Source organism: Cellvibrio sp., from assembly GCF_046347455.1.
Classification (GTDB): domain Bacteria; phylum Pseudomonadota; class Gammaproteobacteria; order Pseudomonadales; family Cellvibrionaceae; genus Cellvibrio.
This window is the reverse complement of sequence record NZ_JAXMGC010000007.1, coordinates 78,549-95,919: the sequence shown is the minus strand read 5'-3', so window position 1 is coordinate 95,919 and position 17,371 is coordinate 78,549. Positions and strand designations below refer to the sequence as shown.

Sequence of the window (17,371 nt, the reverse complement as noted above, 5' to 3'; positions counted from 1 at the left end):
GCCTGTATTTATTATATTCGTTAATGACCAATGCACACGTGAATGCCTGAAACACGCGGGTTCATTACTTATACATTATAGGCATTTTGCTCTTTGGCGGACTCAATGTTCAAAGCCCCAAATTCACTATTCCATTCTAAAAGAAGACTAGCCAAGGTTTGCGCCTGTTCATAAAGAGCTTTTAGCTCTTCCAATGTATCTTTAACACCCGTGTAGAGCCGCACTTGACGGTGCTTATTTGCAAGAGGGTGTTGAAGGTGCTGCGAACGATAAACCTCTAGCTTCCATCGCAGGTTGTGCACAGTATTACGATAATAAGCCAACTTAGTTTGAACCGTAATAGGACGAGAGGAGTTGATATCACCGAAGATAGACGCGTCGGTTGCTAGTACCATGGATTCTTTTGCGTTTGGCTCAGCAATTATTGTAGCAGTTCGAGGTTGCCCCATTAGCTGAGCCAAATCACCAAATACTTCGCCCGGCGTAACGTAATTTATCAGTTCACCTTTGAGCGGGTCATCTGCGTAAACTGCTAGCCGTCCCTTCAACAAAAAAAATAGCCAATGATCAGAATCACCCCGCTGAAGAACGATTTCACCCGGCGAATAGGTAACAACGCGCGATGACTGCAACAGAAGTTCAAACTGCCAAGCATCCTGCTGTTTAACCAGCTTGAAAAAAGGAATGCCTGATAAAAGCTGCTCTACGTAATCGCGAGACAACTTAGACAGCAGTTTTATTTCCATGTCGAACCCTGGAAGAGAAAGAAACGAAAGAAACACTTATTCTGACAAAAAAACTAGCTGGTAAACAGCCAGATTTCAAATTAACTATTATTTTTGTTCTAGAAATATGACCTATACTCAAAAACGACACTTTGAAATGGAAGTTGGCGACGTGAAAGAGAATGTCCCACATCCAAGTTTATATATTATACTTCTGCCAATTGGAGCACGCGTTTAAAACGGATTTTATCTCACCCAATCACTTTACCTATAAATAGAATGAGAGTATGTACGCCATGCGCCTGAAAACTGCCATCAACTTTTTTTTAAGCTTTCTGCTCACGTGTTATTGTTCCCTTAGTCTCGCCGCCGAACCCTTGCTCAACGGTATGGCCACTCACGTCGATCTGGGTAAAGAGCAGTTTATTGGTGCGCTTTATGCCGGCACTCTTAGCGATAACGCTGAAAAACTGCTAACCAGCAACCAAGCCATGCGCATGGAGCTCAAGATAGTGGCCCCAGAGGGCGTAACAACCCGTCGCTTCAGCCGGTGGTGGATTGAAGGCATGGCGATCAATAACACGCCCTCGTTGCTGACTGAACAAGCCGACAACATGGTGAAGTTTGACGGGTTATTTAAAGGCCGATTTGTTCAAAACGATACAATTGCCTTCACCTTTGAGCCGGGAAAAGGCGTCAACATTTCTATTAACGATGCGCTACTTGGCAACATCGCCAGCGACAAATTCTTCGGTATGCTGCTTAGAACTTGGATTGGCAAAGTGCCACTTTCCTCTGAATACAAAGACGATATTTTGAAAGCGGGCAATGTGAATGCTGCACTTAAGGGTCGTTACGATAAAATCAAGCCATCCAAAGAGCGGAGTACTGAGGTGGCAGGCTGGAGCAAAATAAAATCCGCTGCTGAACTAGCTGCAGAAAAAGAAAAAGAAGCGGCAGCAAAGTCGAGTGCTCAAACTTCATCGGTGGATGCAAAACTTTTGGCCGCGCAAAAAGCTGAGCAAGCAAAAGCCGAAGCCGCGAAGCTTGAAGCAGCCAAATTGGCTGCGCAGAAGGCTGCATCTACACCTGCTAACGATGAAGATGAAAAACCTGCTTTGACTGCACAAAATCTTTTGGCTCGCCAATTCTATCTCTCAGATAACTTGAAACGCATTTATGCGAGCGTACGTTATCCTAAAAAAGCGCTTGAGCGTGGCCAAACGGGCAGTGTGCGTGTCGCTGTTACCATTAACCGTCAAGGCAACATTGTAAGCGCATCAGTAGTGCAAGCTTCTGAATTTGAGACTCTTAACGAAGCGGCTCTAGAGGCTGTAAATAAAGTTGCACCTTACCCTGCTGTCCCAGACGCAATTGCTGGCCCAACTTTCGAATTTACCGCTCCAATCAAATTTGTACTGCAAAACAACTGATGCTCAACTCCTAAAAATAAATAAAGCCACTTCGTGTGGCTTTATTTATTTTTGCAGCTGCGTACGGCAAATTTTCTTTAATCAAATCAAACTCAAATCAGCTAGACGCCTTTTAATAACTTTCTCAATATCGTTTTTATCCAAGGTTGAATGAGAGATTAAACGGTTCACATGAATTCGGTGTAAGTGCAAGCATGGAATAGATGCATCAAGCTCGCGCAGGTCTCCCTTCATTAGCACTGGCAAAAAAGGTCGTTCCGGTGGGCACTGTTGCTGCACTACGCGTAGCCCCATTTGCAGCGGAACTGTTTTAATAGCGCCTTGTTTAAACGGAATACGTAAAAATAAACTTTGCTTACCTTTGAGTATCCCGGGAACGATTTCCATTCCAGTAGCCGTAACAGCGGATTCAGGAATGCCGTTAAAGGTATCGTGATGCGCATAAGGATTGGGAAGAATAACCAGCTTGCGGGCTTCTTCACGCGGGAAGAAAATATTGTAGTTAGTGTAAAGCTGCTCCACTGAGTTTGAGAACACACACAATTTGTTCTCAAACCCCATGACAAAATCGATGGCGCGTTGCCGCTGGTTAAATGCATCTAAATCCCAGACTAGATCATTATTATTCTTCGCTTGAGTCACTGAAAGCCTCAAATATTTATTGTAGATTCACTCAGCATACTGCATTTTGGCATCAAAAATCGATTAGTGTTCGCGCGTAGCTCTAAACTCGACGTCAGGATGACGCTCTTCCGTTAGCGATAAATTTACGCGTGACGGTGCCAAATAGGTCAGGTGCCCGCCACCATCTACAGCAAGGTTATCTGCACACTTACGTTTAAACTCTTCCAGTTTCTTGGGATCCTTGCATTCGCACCAGCGCGCCGTCGTCACGTTGACTGGCTCATAAACAGCCTCAACTTTGTACTCATCTTTCAGGCGATAAGCAACAACCTCAAACTGCAACACCCCCACAGCGCCTACAACTATGTCGTTGTTGTTAACCGGAAAAAATACTTGTGTTGACCCCTCTTCGGATAATTGCTGTAAACCTTTTTGCAACTGCTTCATCTTAAGCGGATCTTTCAACCGTATGCGACGAAACAATTCAGGTGCGAAATGTGGAATGCCAGTGAACTTGAGATCTTCGCCTTCTGTGAAAGTATCACCAATCTGAATAGTTCCGTGGTTATGCAGACCAATAATATCGCCCGCGATCGCTTCCTCTACAGCACTACGGTCACCCGCCATAAAAGTTACGGCATCAGCAATTCGAATCTCCTTGCCGATGCGCACATGTTTCATTTTCATGCCTTGCTGGTAAACACCGGAACACACACGCATAAAAGCAATTCGGTCGCGATGCTTGGGATCCATATTCGCCTGAATTTTAAAAATGAATCCGCTAAATTTTTCTTCATCCGCGCTCACGATTCTGTCTTTGGCTTCGCGACTGCGTGGAGTGGGCGCCCATTCAACGAAGCCATCCAACATTTCGCGTACACCGAAGTTACCCAACGCAGTACCAAAAAATACCGGTGTCATTCGACCAGCCAAATATTCTTCTAGATTAAATTCGTTAGTAGCACCACGAACAAACTCAATTTCTTCGCGTATATCAGACGCGTAAGAGCCCAGCAGCTTTGTAGCCTCTTCGCTATCCAAGCCTTTAATTTGAATATCATCGGGAATCGTGTGGCCTTGGCCAGATTGATACACATGAATGATGTCGGTATAAAAATTATAAACTCCGACAAATTCTTTACCGCTACCAAGCGGCCAATTAATCGGCGCTGCGGTAATTTTTAAAACGTTTTCAATTTCATCCAACAACTCAACCGTATCGCGACTTTCACGATCCATTTTATTGATGAAGGTTAAAATCGGCGTGTCGCGCAGACGACAAACTTCCATCAATTTGATCGTGCGATCTTCAACACCTTTCGCGCCGTCAATCATCATTAGCACTGAATCGACAGCAGTAAGTGTGCGATATGTGTCTTCCGAGAAGTCTTCGTGACCGGGTGTATCCAGCAAATTTACAACTCGCCCTTTGTATGGGAACTGCATTACCGATGAGGTCACCGATATACCGCGCTCTTGTTCCATTGCCATCCAATCGGATTTCGCGTGAGGCCCGCGCTTACCCTTCACGGAGCCCGCCAACTGAATTGCATTCCCCCACAGCAGTAACTTTTCGGTGACAGTGGTTTTACCGGCGTCTGGGTGAGAGATAATGGCGAAGGTGCGGCGTTTCGCGAGTTCGTTTTTGAGATTAATCATGGTGATCTGCTTGGTAGGTCGAGAAAAGGCGGCGATTATAGCCTAGTCAACCGAGAGGGGGCGAATACTGCGGAAGACCCTGAACTGGGAGGAAGAGACCCCCGAGACAAATTTAACGGGGGTCAGTGAGATTAGTTACCGTTTTGCGTCGATTGCTGCATCAACTTCCCGCGGGGTCATGATGCGTTGCACTGGTTCCACCGGCTCCGTTGATTTCAACAAGTCATTCGAGTCCAGTCCGGTACCGCCATTGCTTAAGGCATCTGCAACCGCTTTTTTCAACACGATAATCGCAATGCGCCGGTTAATGGGAGCATCAGGCTTGTCAGCAATAAGCGGAGCTGCCGACCCCATACCTTGTACGGTAGCAACTTTCGCATCTGGAAAGCCGCCCTGAATTAATGCGCGCCTCGCCGAATTGGCCCGATCTGCCGACAACTCCCAATTGGTATAGGTTGCCCCTGCGCCGTATGACGTAGAATCCGTGTGACCCGTTACGCTGATTTTGTTTTGAACCTTATCGAGCAAGGGGGCAAGCGCTTTGAGCACCTCTTCAATATAGGGTTTCATACGCGCACTGCCCACATCAAAACCGGGGCGCTGATCTTTATCCACGATTTGTATGCGCAAACCCAGCGCGGTAAGGTCAATCAGGATCTGATCTTTCATTTGCTGAAAGACCGGGTCATTGTTAATTTCTTCTTGCACCTGTTCTTGCAGTTTTTCCAACTGTTCTTTTTCGATTCGCTCCATTTCTTTCTTTAGCTTTGCTTCAGAAACCTGTTCAGCAGTTTGGGTTTGAGTGTTTTCTTCCGCATTATCTTTATCGCTTTTATCCTCTGTTTGGGGGTCTTTCGAATGGGCCTCCGCTTGAGGTTGTTCGGCACTGACCAAGCCAGGGTTTGCACCACCCTCGCCTATAGCAAATTCACTTCCCGGATTATTGAAATATCCGGAAATGGCTTTTTGTTCTTCTTTGGACGTACTTCCTAAAAGCCACATCAGCATAAAAAAGGCCATCATCGCCGTCATAAAATCAGCGAGCGCTACTTTCCAGCTACCACCATGATGACCGTGACCGTGACCTTTTTTCTTAATGATGATTATCGGCTGGGCACCCTTCTCCATTATTGGTTACCCTTATTTTTTAGCACGATATTGTTCTTCCAACTCTTTAAAGCTGGGACGAACACTGTGGTACAAAACCTTGCGGCCAAATTCAACGGCGATCTGTGGCGGCACACCGTTCATGGATGCCACTAAACAAGCCTTGATGCATGAATAAAAGTGCGCTTCGTCGCGGTTCTTATGATTCAGATAGGAAGAAAAGGGAGCAATAAATCCATAGGCAAACAAAATACCCAACAGAGTACCCACCAGAGCGGCCGCAACGTGATGACCGAGTTCTTCCGGAGGGCCGCCCAAGCTACCCATGGTAATCACAATACCCAGTACCGCTGCCACAATACCAAACCCGGGCAAACCGTCCGCCGCGCCGGAGATAGCTGAAGGAACCAAGGCTTGCTCTTGATGGTGCCCCTCCAATTCCTGATCGATAAGCGCTTCAAGTTCGTGCGGAGCCATATTGCCCGCCACCATAATCCGCAAGTAGTCGCAGATAAACTCAACCGCATGGTGATCTTTGAGTATGGAAGGGTAGTTGGAAAAAATTGGGCTACTTTCGGGTTCTTCGATATCCCCCTCAATCGCCATAAGGCCTTCACGGCGCGTTTTATTGAAAATATCGTACAGGAGCGTTAGCAAATCCAGATACAACTGCTTTTTGTACTTGGAGGGCGTCATAAGCGCGCCTGCAGACTTCACCACACCAATACTTACAGAGATAGGGTTGCCGATAATCATCGCACCTAGTGACGCGCCGCAGATAATCAAGACTTCCAGTGGCTGAAACAACGACATCACCTTGCCGCCACCCAAGGTAAAACCGGTCAAAATACAACCGAAAATAACAATCATACCCAAAATAATATTCACGCAAAAACTCCCGTCGTCATTCTGTGTCAGCGTGTGTTCGCTTTGAGTATAGGTTGTATCCTTTGAGGTTCAAGGCAAAAAATTGGGCGCCAACAAATGGCACCGAATACCACCCAACGGCCGGCAATCCCTGCTTGTTTTTTCATCAAAACAGTTGACCCCACATTTCTCGGAGACATTGTGGAGAATAAAATTTATAGTGTCCCGTGAGATTGAATTTGCCGCATTTGATCGCCGCATGTGCGCTCTATGAGAATTATTCAAGGCTATTCCGTCAACATAGGAGCCTCCATGAAAATTAGCGAGCTGGATACAAAGACCCAAACTGAGTTGGAGTCGGCAGTTTTACGCAAATTAATAGCGCATTTAGATCAACGAAAGGATGTACAAAACATTGATTTGATGAATTTGGCTGGTTTTTGTCGCAACTGTTTAAGTAAGTGGCTTGTTGCAGCGGCAGAGGAAAAAAATATCGCACTTGAGTATGAAGATGCACGTGAGCGGATTTACGGCATGCCTTACGAAGAATGGAAAAACAAACATCAAAAGCCTGCAACTCCAGAGCAACTCGCAGAGTTTGATAAGAAAAAAATATAGCAACACTAAATTGCTGCAGATGACTCAATCGCAATGACACCAGCAGCGGCGAGTGAGATCAAACTATCGCAGGCGGCGGGATTTGCAATATCTGACTCAGTGAGATTACCGGCCAATACATTAACCCAGCGGTTGCGCCCGTGATTTTTAGATAAATAAAGGGCGCGATCAGCCGTATCAACCACTTGTTCCCAAGTAAGCGCCGCCGGCTGGGTTTTATAAAACGGATATGCCGCCATTCCAATCGAACAGGTCTTGCTCACTCGCTGCCCATTTCCAAGATCAAACACGTATGACTCCACTTTTTGACGAATACGCTCCGCCAATTCTGGAACCTCTTCTCTGTTGCAATAGCGCACCACAATTATAAACTCCTCGCCCCCCCAGCGCACCAGGTAATCAGATTCCCGTAGGGTTGCTTTTAAAATTTGACTGAATTGTTCCAGCAATTTATCGCCCGCATTGTGGCCGTAGTTATCGTTTACCGCTTTAAAAAAATCTATATCGAGCAACATAAATACGAGATCTTGCTCATGCGGCAGCGAAGACTCAAAACCGGCCGATTGATTGTTGCACCAATTTAAATAGCTTCGCTCTACAATAGCTATGTCCGCCAGAATGGATTTGGCAAGGAAGCGCCTGTTGTTCAATCCGGTAAGTGGATCTGTAAGGCTAGCCTCCTCCAATTTGCGATAAGCCAACTCGAGTTCATTTTGCGCCTGCTTTAATACCGCATTGCTACGGTTTAACTCTTCAGTTCGCTCTGCCACTTTTTTGTCGAGATTGCGCATAACATCATGGAGCTGTAAATGTGTAGTAACACGCGCAATCAGCGTCTCTTTAGAAATGGGCTTAACCATAAAATCATTTGCGCCAGCCTCAAAGCCCATCACCAAATCATTCATTTGATTGCGCGCAGTCAATAAAATAATCGGTAGCTCATGGGTAGCGTAGGTTTCGCGTAAAATCTTACAGGTTTCATAACCGGATATACGCGGCATCATGATGTCGAGCAAGACTAAATCGATTGATTCTGTGGCCACAATTTTTAGTGCATCCTCAGCGCAACTGGCCTCTAAAACGTTGTAATTTTGCATGACCAAATAATTGGTAATGACTTGCCTGTTAATCAAATCATCATCCACAATCAAAATATTATTTTTATGTTGGTTAATAACAGATGCACTCTTATCTCCCGCATAATGTAATTTCTGATTATCGCCGCCAGGTAAATAGTAAGTGTTTGCTTGCACCTCTTGAGGCAAGTCATAACTCATCGGCAAGGTGAAATAAAAAGTAGAACCGACCCCGAGGACAGATTCGACCCGAATGCTACCACCATGCAACTCGACTAATTGCTTGGTAACTGATAACCCCAAGCCCGCGCCACTTTGAGTGCGCTCAACTCCGCCCTCTAACTGCGTAAAACTTTCAAATATATCGCTTTGCCGATCGCTCGGAATACCAATACCCGTGTCACCGACTTCGATCTGAATAAAATCGCCTTGCAGAGTTGCGGTTACACTAATTACGCCGCGATCCGTAAACTTTATCGCGTTACCAACAAGGTTATGCAGGATTTGCAAAACACGATCCTCGTCTGCATAAGCACTGGGCAGATCTTTAGGAACATTGTTTGCAAAAATAACGGATTTGTCGGCCACCAAGGGGCGCGATAGCGTGAGTACAACATCAACTAACACTTTTATGTCGACGGGCTTTTTATGGAGTGTAATGCCTTTATTTTTTAGCTGAGAGAAATCAAGAATATCGTTAACCAATCCTGCTAATCGTCGACCGCTGTCGGCTATCAATGACAGGTGATATTTCATTTTAGGTGAGACATCGCCCGCAACACCGTCGCGCAGCGATTCGGCCAAACCTATAATGCCATTCAGCGGCGTGCGTAGTTCATGGGATGTATTCGCAAGGAACTCGTCTTTCAATTTATCAATTTGAGTGAGGCGTTTTACCAGCACACGCTCACGTTCTAACTTTTCCATTTGAAACGAGAGCTTCAATCGTTGCACGTGAACGAACCAATATATTAATGCGGCAATCAAAGCGAGATAAAAACAATAAGCCCACCATGTTCGCCAATAAGGTGGCAAAATTTCTATTTTTAAAGTGGCGGGATACGTACTCCACACTCCGTCATTATTGGAGCCCTTTACTTCAAACACGTATGTACCGGAATTTAAATTGGTATAAGTAGCAGAACGTCGAGTACCAACATAATTCCAATTTTGCTCAAACCCCAATAAGCGATAGGCGTATTGGTTATCCTCTGCATGATGAAAACTCAGCGCCGAAAACTCCAAGGCAAACACCGCATCTTTATGGGTGAGGCGTAAGCTCGAAGTGGCCTCAATGGCTTTGGTAAGTGGAGAGCCCTCAACACCCACACTAACCGGTTTATTTTCAATAGTTAAATTAGTTAGCACAATGTTGGGAGCGTAGGTGTTACTTTTTATGTCACCCGCTTTAAAGAGCGTAAATCCCTTACTGTTACCCATAAAAATGTCGCCTTGCCGCGTATATAGTGCCGCATTGCGATTAAACAAGTTGTCTGACAATCCATGGTGCTTATCAAAGCTGCGGAAGCTGTGTTTCTCGGGGTCAAATTGCGAAATTCCCTTTTGGGTTCCCAGCCAAAGAAGGCCGTTTTCATCTTCCGTAATGCCCGCCACCACGTTATCCGCCAAACCATCCTTTACAGTGAACGCGGTAAATTTTCCGGTAGCAGGCTCAAACAAATTTAGCCCGCCGCCATCAGTTCCCACCCACAATCTTCCACGTCTGTCCTCATAAACATTTAACACGAAATCTGCACTGATACTTGAAGGATCAGCGAGGTCATGTTTGTAGCGCGTAAATTGCTTTTTGTCCCGATCGAACAAAAATAGCCCGCGCACACCACCAAACCACAAACGATGTTTGGAGTCCTCTAACACAACGCGAGAATACAAAACCTTCTCCCCCTCCAGCTGCTCTGCCGATGGTAAAAAGTACTCGAAGGTTTCTGTTGCGGGATCGAATTTATTTAAGCCTTTTTCCGTTGCCAGCCAGAGGTAACCCTTGTGGTCTTCTATAACCGACCACACCTCGCGACCGTGCAAACTGTTCGGATTTTTTGGGTCTGGCAAATAATGTTTGAATTCGCCGGTCTTTGTATTGAGCATATTCAGTCCGCCCGACCAAATTCCCAACCAAATATTGTGAGTAGCGGATTTAGCAATGGATAAAATCGTGCTTCCACTCAAACCTTTGGGGTTTGCAGGATCAAAACTATAACGGGTGAATTGTTGGGTGCTTCGGTTAAAATAATTTAATCCGTAACCTGCACCTACCCATAAATTACCTGCATCATCTTCACTTACAGCAGAAACACCACCATCGGTAATGCTGTTCGGGTTTGTGGAGCTATAGCCGTAATTGTTGAACGCGGAGGCTTGTCGATCTACAACGTCAATACCCGATGGAAAATAACCGAACCAAAGGTCGCCAGCACGATCCTCAAAAATTTCGTTAACAACATAATTTCCAGGGCTGGATGGATCGAGATCGCTATAAAAATAGCGATGGAATTTATTATCGTTGGCAGGTCGCATGTGCACGTGACTGCCATCACCAACCCATAAATTGTTATTAATGTCCACCAACATGGACCATACAGTTGCGCCTTTTTCGGACGAATCGTGACTGATTTTTTCAAACTGTTGGCGAGTGGTATTGAATTCGTACAAACCGTCACCGTAGGTTGCAGCCATCACACGGTTTTCATTATCCACATAGAGCCGACGTGTATCGTTATAACCATGTGCGTTCGGTAGTTTAGGGTCGCGCATAAAACTTTTAAATTCACCGGTACGAGGGTCGTAACTGCTAACCCCGAATGATTGGTAGGCCACCCAAATATTCCCCGATAAATCATCTGCCAGAGACCAGACTACCTGACTGGTCTCGCTGGTGTTTCCATGGGCTTTATCAACAATTTTGGTTGCAAGTTTTTTGTTTCGATCAAAACTAAACAGCCCTGCGCGCGTTCCTAGCCACATAGCGCCCTTACGATCTTCGTGAACCCACGTCACGTCGTTGGCACTTGCATCCGTTGTAGAGACTTTAAAGTGCGTGAAGGTGCGCGTTCGGGAGTCGTAAATGTTCAGCCCCTTGCGGGTAGCGACCCACAAAGATCCGTCACGAGCCAACATGATTCTATTGATATAACTGTCGCTAATGCTGGTAGCGTCTGATTCAGTGTGGCGAAAAAGGATAACTTCGTAGCCGTCATATCTGGCTAGGCCACTCGCACCCCCAAACCACATAAAACCTTGCGTGTCTTGCGCAATAGAGTTGATGTAGCCTATAGCTGCGATTTGCGTGGGCAATATATGCTTGAAAACAAGGCGAGGAGAGTTTGGGTTACTAGACGAGGCGGCAACGAACACAGAGCCCGATAGCAAAAAAATGAAGAGCAGAAGGCGGTGCACAACAATCAGCTTGCACCTTGGGCTGTTAAAATTGCCAAACATTCCGGACCTCAATCCCACCGTCCCCTTTTCATGTTCCGTGTGGTTTCAATGCGCCGGAACAGTGTTTTTTTATATTTTTGATAATCTATTCATCGAGCAGGCCTAGCCTTAACACATAGCCCATCCATGGACTGGATTTTACACATCGCCAATTTTTTAACGACTTAAGGCGTCACACTTAGCTTATAGGCGGTTACTGTATTTTTTGCAAAGTTGGGAACAAAGACTGTTTGGGTTTGCGTATCAAAACCTATGTCGGCTGTGTTTACGCCTTCTTTTTGGCTGTCGATAAGCAGATCGAGCTTGCCACTCAAGTGCACGTAATAGAGGAGTCCCGCCCAACAAGACACTAAAAAGTCTCCCTTGCCGACAGACTCAATACCGTCAATACCCTGCGCAAATCCACTTGCAATTTGCAGCCGGTTCTTATTTTTATCAACCAAATACAAATGCGTACCGGCACCTACCACTAAATTAGGGCCAATCACTTTAAGCCCATTGGCACTCTCGGCTTTTAACAAATAATCATCCACCGCACCGTTTTCGTAGCGGTGAACTTTATTGGTTTTGGTGTCAGAAACATAAACCGTACCTTTTGCATCAATAGCAACATCATTCAAGAATTGCGCTCCGGGAACCGCAACCCGCTTTTCAATTTGTGCAGATTTGATATCAATAATGACAATGTCGTGAATATCAGCAACGTACAGTTTGCCTTCAAAAGCGCCCATGCCTTTAGGCCCATTTAGACCAGTGACCCAATTGAGTTCATCAATCTCGCCACTCACATTCAAACGGGCAATGCTGCCGTTTCCGTCTACCGCACCGGGATCGCCATTGATTTGCGATACAAAAAGATAATTGGTTTTACCGTTGCGGTACACCAGCACGGACTCAGGAACATTCAAGCCCTCCGCTTTCCACAATTGCTCGAGCGCTGGCTGTGCGTTTGCTTCACTCGTAAGAAATAGCGAACCCAAAAGAAAACCCAAAGCTAATGTTTTTAAACTTTTCACGTTTGACACCTCGTTTTTAGGTTACTTGCAGACCTTATCACTGAGTGTAGCCGAGCGCAAAACGCTTTACACTCGCGCGCGAACTCTTTGGGTGATTCTGAATACAGAGCAACTTCAAATTACGCGATTGGCAAAGTGCTGTGCGCCCCTCTATCTATGCAAAGCCGCGGGCGATGTTCAAGCTACCTACTAAAGACCGAGCTATTTTTTGTGACTTAGCCCATTCACGGTACAATTCAACAAACAACCTATTCTGGTTTATGGGATCGATCAAAATGACTACCGCACTAATAAACGGAAAAATATTCACGGGCACCCAGTGGCTCGAAAACCATGCGGTCATCATTCAGGGCGAACACATCCTTACACTCTGCGATGCACAGAATTTACCAAATGATCTACAGACGGTCATCGACCTCGCCGGCCATCGATTGATTCCCGGGTTGATAGATACGCAGGTTAATGGCGGTGGCGGTGTTTTGTTTAACAACGATCCTTCGGTTACGTCTATTAAAACGATTGGCGCCGCGCATCGGCAGTTTGGTACCACCGGCTTTTATCCCACGTTAATCAGCGATGATTTATCGGTTATTGCCCAAGCTATTGACGCCGTTGATCATGCGATACGACAAAAAGTACCTGGCGTTTTAGGTATTCATATCGAAGGCCCCTTCTTGAACCCCGAGCGCAAGGGCGTTCACGATGCATCAAAATTCAAAATTATTGATGAAGCCGCGTTTGAATTGCTAACCTCGTTAAAAATAGGAAAAACGCTCATCACCATCGCGCCTGAATTAACCACACCACAAATGATCAAGCGCTTGGTTGACGCTGGAGTTGTGGTTTCTGCGGGCCACAGCGCGGCAACTTACGAGCAAACCAAAGTAGCCTTGGCCGCAGGGTTGCGCAGCTTTACGCATTTATTTAATGCAATGACTCCCTTCACGAGCCGCGAGCCGGGCATGCTTGGCGCAGCGCTGGAAAGCGTGGATTCTTTTTGCGGAATTATTGCCGACGGCCATCACGTTCACCCTGCATCTATCAAAGTTGCACATCGAGCAAAAGCAAAGGGCAAGCTAGTCTTGGTAACCGATGCCATGCCAAGCGTTGGTTCTGCTGATAAAAATTTTATGCTGAACGGCGAACTTATTCAGTGCAATAACGGAAAGCTCACTACAGCGACAGGGACCCTCGCAGGTTCTGACCTGGACATGTTGAAAGCGATAAAATATACCTGCCAGAACGTTGGGATAGCACTCGAAGAAGCTATTCGCATGGCGAGCGAATACCCGGCCGCGATGATGGATGAAAAATTATTAGGCACCATCAAAGCAGGTAATTTCGCCAGCATGATTTTGATCGACGCCCAATTTAATTTACTGCGTAGCTGGATAAACGGCAGTGAAGAATAAAAATAAACGTGCACTCTGATGCACAACCAAAGTGCAGGTTGCGTTAATTATTTTTAGCAATTCCCGGTTGACGTATTTGTCCCACTAAAATGCCCGCCAACACAGCGGTGAGCAGAGTCACAGCGATATATAAAATCACCTGCCACCCTAAGCTTTCATAAAGCCAACCGGTTAACCCGGAGATCAGGGTGATACAAGAAAAGGTCGCGAATTCGTTAATAGACTGCAGCCTGCTGCGCAGGCCTGCATCACTAATGAACGTGAGCAAAGTGCTGCCACCCATGTACATGAAATTCCAACCTATACCTACGATGAGCAATGCAAAATGGAATATGTGCAAGGTTGTTCCCGTCAGAGCAAGGGCGCATCCCGACAACAAAATAACAACGCCTGTCAGCGCTATTTTTTGTGCTCCGAAACGCGCAATTAATTTTCCGGTAACGAGCGAGGGCGCAAACATACCAAGCAGGTGCCACTGAATTACGCTCGCCGCATCTTGCGGATGATACCCACAACCAGACATAGCGAGAGGGCTCGCGAGCATTACCATCCCCATCATGGCATAACCGCTCGTACAAAATAACATGGCACTCAGGGCAGTAAAATTAATGGATTTAAAATTAAAATCGGGCAACACCACACCCGCATTACGTGGTGGTAGGGGAACACGCATCAACAAAGGTAACGCCAGAAGCGCGAGCAAGGCAGTAGCAGCGTAAGAGCCCACATAATCAATCGCAAAAAAATGCAGGCTGTGACTGCCAATTAAGGGACCGGCAAAAGCCGCAAGAATGCCGCCATTTAAAACCCAAGCGATAGCTGAACTTTTGTGCTCGGCAGCGACCGCGTCTGCAGCAGCAAAACGATAATACATAGCGGACGCTTGATAAAAGCCCATCATCAAACCTGCCACGCAAAAAACCCAAAATGAATGAAAAAAATTGGCGATAACAGCAAACAATCCACCCAAAGCACCGCACAAGACACCCGCCATAAATACCTTGCGATACCCCCACCTTGCCAGAACCCCAGGCATGGAAAGTGTTAAGGCCGCTGTACCACCCATCATAAAAAATAAGGGCAATGTGGCGAGTGCGGCGGAGGGCGCTAATGACTTTCCAACCAGCGCATTAAAAGCTAGGCCCACGGCAACCGAAGACATAAACAGAAATTGGCACAGGCCAAGAATAATGGCAGCATAAGACATGATGAGTCCCTATAATTTTAAGTTAGCATTCTTGCGTGATTGTGAGGCCCAGAGGAAACCTACATAAAGGGAACCGCTGAAAAAACGTGTGGTGTGAACTGCTACCACGGCAATCAGTGCATTGGATTATGATTAAATTTTCTGCGAGCTATTATTCAAGCATTAAACCCGTAAATCAAAAGTTTATTTAAGATTCGAGCGAGTAGCGCTGCTTGGCAAAATAAACCGCGCCGAATTCGGGCTGGCTAATCGGCTTTGATAGATGAGCGGTTACGGAAGTTTTTAACCAAGGCATGATGCGCTCAGACAAACCGCCAATCAGCGACATGCGTCCCGGATTTGTTTGCCACAATTTGTCTGCTACATCACTCAAGTATTCAGCACCTTCGCGCAAAATATGTGTGGCAATTTCATCACCATGCTCGGCGGCCTCAAATACAAATTGAGCGAACTCAGCAAAATCATTTGATTTTGCTGCCCCCAATTTATCGACAATCATTTCGCCCCCAGCACCTAAATGGCGTTCGATGTAATCGCTAAGGCTGGTTTGCATTCCCAATCCGTCATGCGCCAACAAAACCGCCCTTACCGCCGCCAACCCCATCCAGGCACCGCTGCCTTGATCACCACATGGAAAACCATGTCCGCCAACCATTAACGCCTTGCCATTTACATAGGAATAACCGCACGACCCGGTTCCCGCAACAAGCACCGCACCTTCATCCGAGAGGTGCGCCCCTAAACAGGCAATGTGCAGGTCGGTGGTGAGATACATTTTTTTGAAAGGGTGTTTCCACTCACTCATCGACTGAAAAACCGATGGCAAGTTAACACCAGCCAAGCCGGCTCCGACAATTAAGTCTTCAATACCCGCATTCAAACCGGCATCCGCCATTGCCATTTCTACTGCACGCAGGATGGAAGCCTGAGCTTGCTCTTTACCATGATAAGGATTTGCGGGGCCACCTAAACCAGTGCCCAAAACAAGGTCAGCCGATGAAAATAAACGCGCGCGGCATTTGGTGCCGCCTCCATCAACGCCAACAAAAATCTGCTCTCGATTAACTTGCATTTTTTCTTTCCTACGCGGTGTGCACGCATTATTTTTTTAATAATTTGGTGCGGATATTTCGCAAACTTTCCTTCACCACAGCGGCGTTATCCGGCCCCATCCGCAGCATGAGTTTGTGAACGTCCGGCAGCTTTTCGAGCGCTGGGTCAGCAAATTCATAATAGACCTTGGGGTGAATCAAAATCATGTCACCGCTGGCATCGGGCGCAGTCAATACCTTATCAATGGCGCGAATCAGCACCGTATGAAAATTTCCTTTACCGGAGCCCAATTCCTGATGCGCGCGGTTTAGCAAAGGGTAATAGCGTTTGTAGAGCGCAATACTGGCATCGCTGTCCAAGGCGGAAATGACCTGCGCGTACAAGGTATAGCGCAAGTAGTTTTTCGGGCTCACACGGAACTGCTCTACGTCTTGCTGTTCGCCGAGTTCGCCGCCAGAGACTTTGACGTTAAAAGAATCCGCAACGAAAGCGCCCTGCGGCGAGGTGATTGGGCGATACTCGGTCACTACCTTGCCTTCTTCCAGAATATCTACTGCGCGGACAAACTTACGCAGAATTTCTTGCGGGATAATCATTTCCACCAAGCCGTTGATATTTAAGGCTTTAAGCGCAGCTAATACGGAAGCGTCGCTCTGGTTTAAGTCAGGTAAAGGAATCGGCGCAGGAACAGGCTCGGGTTCGTCATACACCGGTTTGGCGGCGGGCGCGACATCTGGTGCAACACCGGGCTGAACGGCAGCGGGTGTGGGTAGATCATGCAATTTGGGCGGGCGATGCGCCTCTTCTTTCATCAAAAAGTAGCCAATAGACCCAATGGCGCCCACGGCGAGGATAACCACGCTCCACTTGGCGAGTGGACCTAATCCCCCGGTTGGGCGGTTGCGATACTGCATAAGATGCTCCTATTCCAAAAATGCGCCGCCTAACTTACGCGGATAGCGCGGCAAAAGCCACATGGCGCCTCAATATGACGATGTTTATCACAGACCGCAGAACCTCAAATTGGTTTTCCCACTTTACAAAAGCACCCGTTTCTTAATCTCAATCAAATCCGAGTCGCTTTTTTGCGCGCTTTTTGGTCGGCTTTGGTTTGCGAA

13 protein-coding genes are annotated in these 17,371 nt (G+C 46.6%); 3 read left to right on the top strand and 10 right to left on the bottom strand.

What is annotated here, in order from left to right; all coding sequences use genetic code 11:
- Positions 1-68: 68 nt before the first annotated feature.
- Positions 69-746: a cyclic nucleotide-binding domain-containing protein gene (locus tag U1F02_RS13375; RefSeq protein ID WP_409990907.1), complete on the bottom strand. Its 678-nt coding sequence runs from the start codon at positions 744-746 to the stop codon at positions 69-71.
- A 368-nt stretch (positions 747-1,114) separates the two neighbouring features.
- On the opposite strand from U1F02_RS13375, the gene U1F02_RS13370 reads away from it, so the two are divergent.
- Positions 1,115-2,158, top strand: coding sequence for a TonB family protein (locus U1F02_RS13370; protein WP_409990906.1), 1,044 nt, complete (start codon positions 1,115-1,117; stop codon positions 2,156-2,158).
- A gap of 81 nt (positions 2,159-2,239) precedes the next feature.
- Here U1F02_RS13370 and U1F02_RS13365 read toward each other — a convergent pair whose 3' ends face one another.
- The 4 genes from U1F02_RS13365 to motA form a co-directional block, all read right to left on the bottom strand.
- Entirely contained in the window at positions 2,240-2,800 is a 561-nt protein-coding gene (locus U1F02_RS13365; protein ID WP_409990905.1) for a hypothetical protein, read from the bottom strand.
- 63 nt (positions 2,801-2,863) lie between these two features.
- Entirely contained in the window at positions 2,864-4,441 is a 1,578-nt protein-coding gene (locus U1F02_RS13360) for a peptide chain release factor 3 (RefSeq protein WP_409990904.1), read from the bottom strand.
- A gap of 135 nt (positions 4,442-4,576) precedes the next feature.
- The gene (motB, locus tag U1F02_RS13355) at positions 4,577-5,569 is read right to left on the bottom strand and encodes a flagellar motor protein MotB (protein WP_409990903.1); all 993 of its coding nucleotides are present in this window, start codon (positions 5,567-5,569) and stop codon (positions 4,577-4,579) included.
- 12 nt (positions 5,570-5,581) lie between these two features.
- Positions 5,582-6,436, bottom strand: coding sequence for a flagellar motor stator protein MotA (motA, locus tag U1F02_RS13350; protein WP_409990902.1), 855 nt, complete (start codon positions 6,434-6,436; stop codon positions 5,582-5,584).
- A gap of 291 nt (positions 6,437-6,727) precedes the next feature.
- Between motA and U1F02_RS13345 the strand changes: the two genes are divergently transcribed.
- Complete coding sequence (locus U1F02_RS13345) at positions 6,728-7,033, top strand: DUF1244 domain-containing protein (protein ID WP_409991046.1); 306 nt, start codon at positions 6,728-6,730, stop codon at positions 7,031-7,033.
- Positions 7,034-7,038: 5 nt separating this feature from the next.
- Here U1F02_RS13345 and U1F02_RS13340 read toward each other — a convergent pair whose 3' ends face one another.
- Together U1F02_RS13340 and U1F02_RS13335 are read right to left on the bottom strand one after the other, a co-directional pair.
- Positions 7,039-11,421 carry a diguanylate cyclase gene (locus tag U1F02_RS13340; RefSeq protein WP_409990901.1) on the bottom strand — a complete coding sequence of 1,461 codons (4,383 nt, stop codon included), beginning with the start codon at positions 11,419-11,421 and terminating at the stop codon, positions 7,039-7,041.
- 308 nt (positions 11,422-11,729) lie between these two features.
- Entirely contained in the window at positions 11,730-12,581 is an 852-nt protein-coding gene (locus tag U1F02_RS13335; RefSeq protein ID WP_409990900.1) for a GTP-binding protein, read from the bottom strand.
- 275 nt (positions 12,582-12,856) lie between these two features.
- Between U1F02_RS13335 and nagA the strand changes: the two genes are divergently transcribed.
- Entirely contained in the window at positions 12,857-13,993 is a 1,137-nt protein-coding gene (gene nagA, locus U1F02_RS13330; RefSeq protein ID WP_409990899.1) for an N-acetylglucosamine-6-phosphate deacetylase, read from the top strand.
- Positions 13,994-14,036: 43 nt separating this feature from the next.
- On the opposite strand, the gene U1F02_RS13325 is transcribed toward nagA, so the two are convergent.
- From U1F02_RS13325 to U1F02_RS13315, 3 genes are all read right to left on the bottom strand, one after another.
- The gene (locus U1F02_RS13325; RefSeq protein ID WP_409990898.1) at positions 14,037-15,200 is read right to left on the bottom strand and encodes an MFS transporter; all 1,164 of its coding nucleotides are present in this window, start codon (positions 15,198-15,200) and stop codon (positions 14,037-14,039) included.
- Between the two features lie 187 nt (positions 15,201-15,387).
- Positions 15,388-16,272 carry an N-acetylglucosamine kinase gene (gene nagK, locus U1F02_RS13320; RefSeq protein WP_409990897.1) on the bottom strand — a complete coding sequence of 295 codons (885 nt, stop codon included), beginning with the start codon at positions 16,270-16,272 and terminating at the stop codon, positions 15,388-15,390.
- 28 nt (positions 16,273-16,300) lie between these two features.
- A complete protein-coding gene (locus tag U1F02_RS13315; protein ID WP_409990896.1) occupies positions 16,301-17,167 on the bottom strand; it encodes a DUF3014 domain-containing protein in 867 nt (288 codons plus the stop codon).
- Positions 17,168-17,371: the final 204 nt, after the last annotated feature.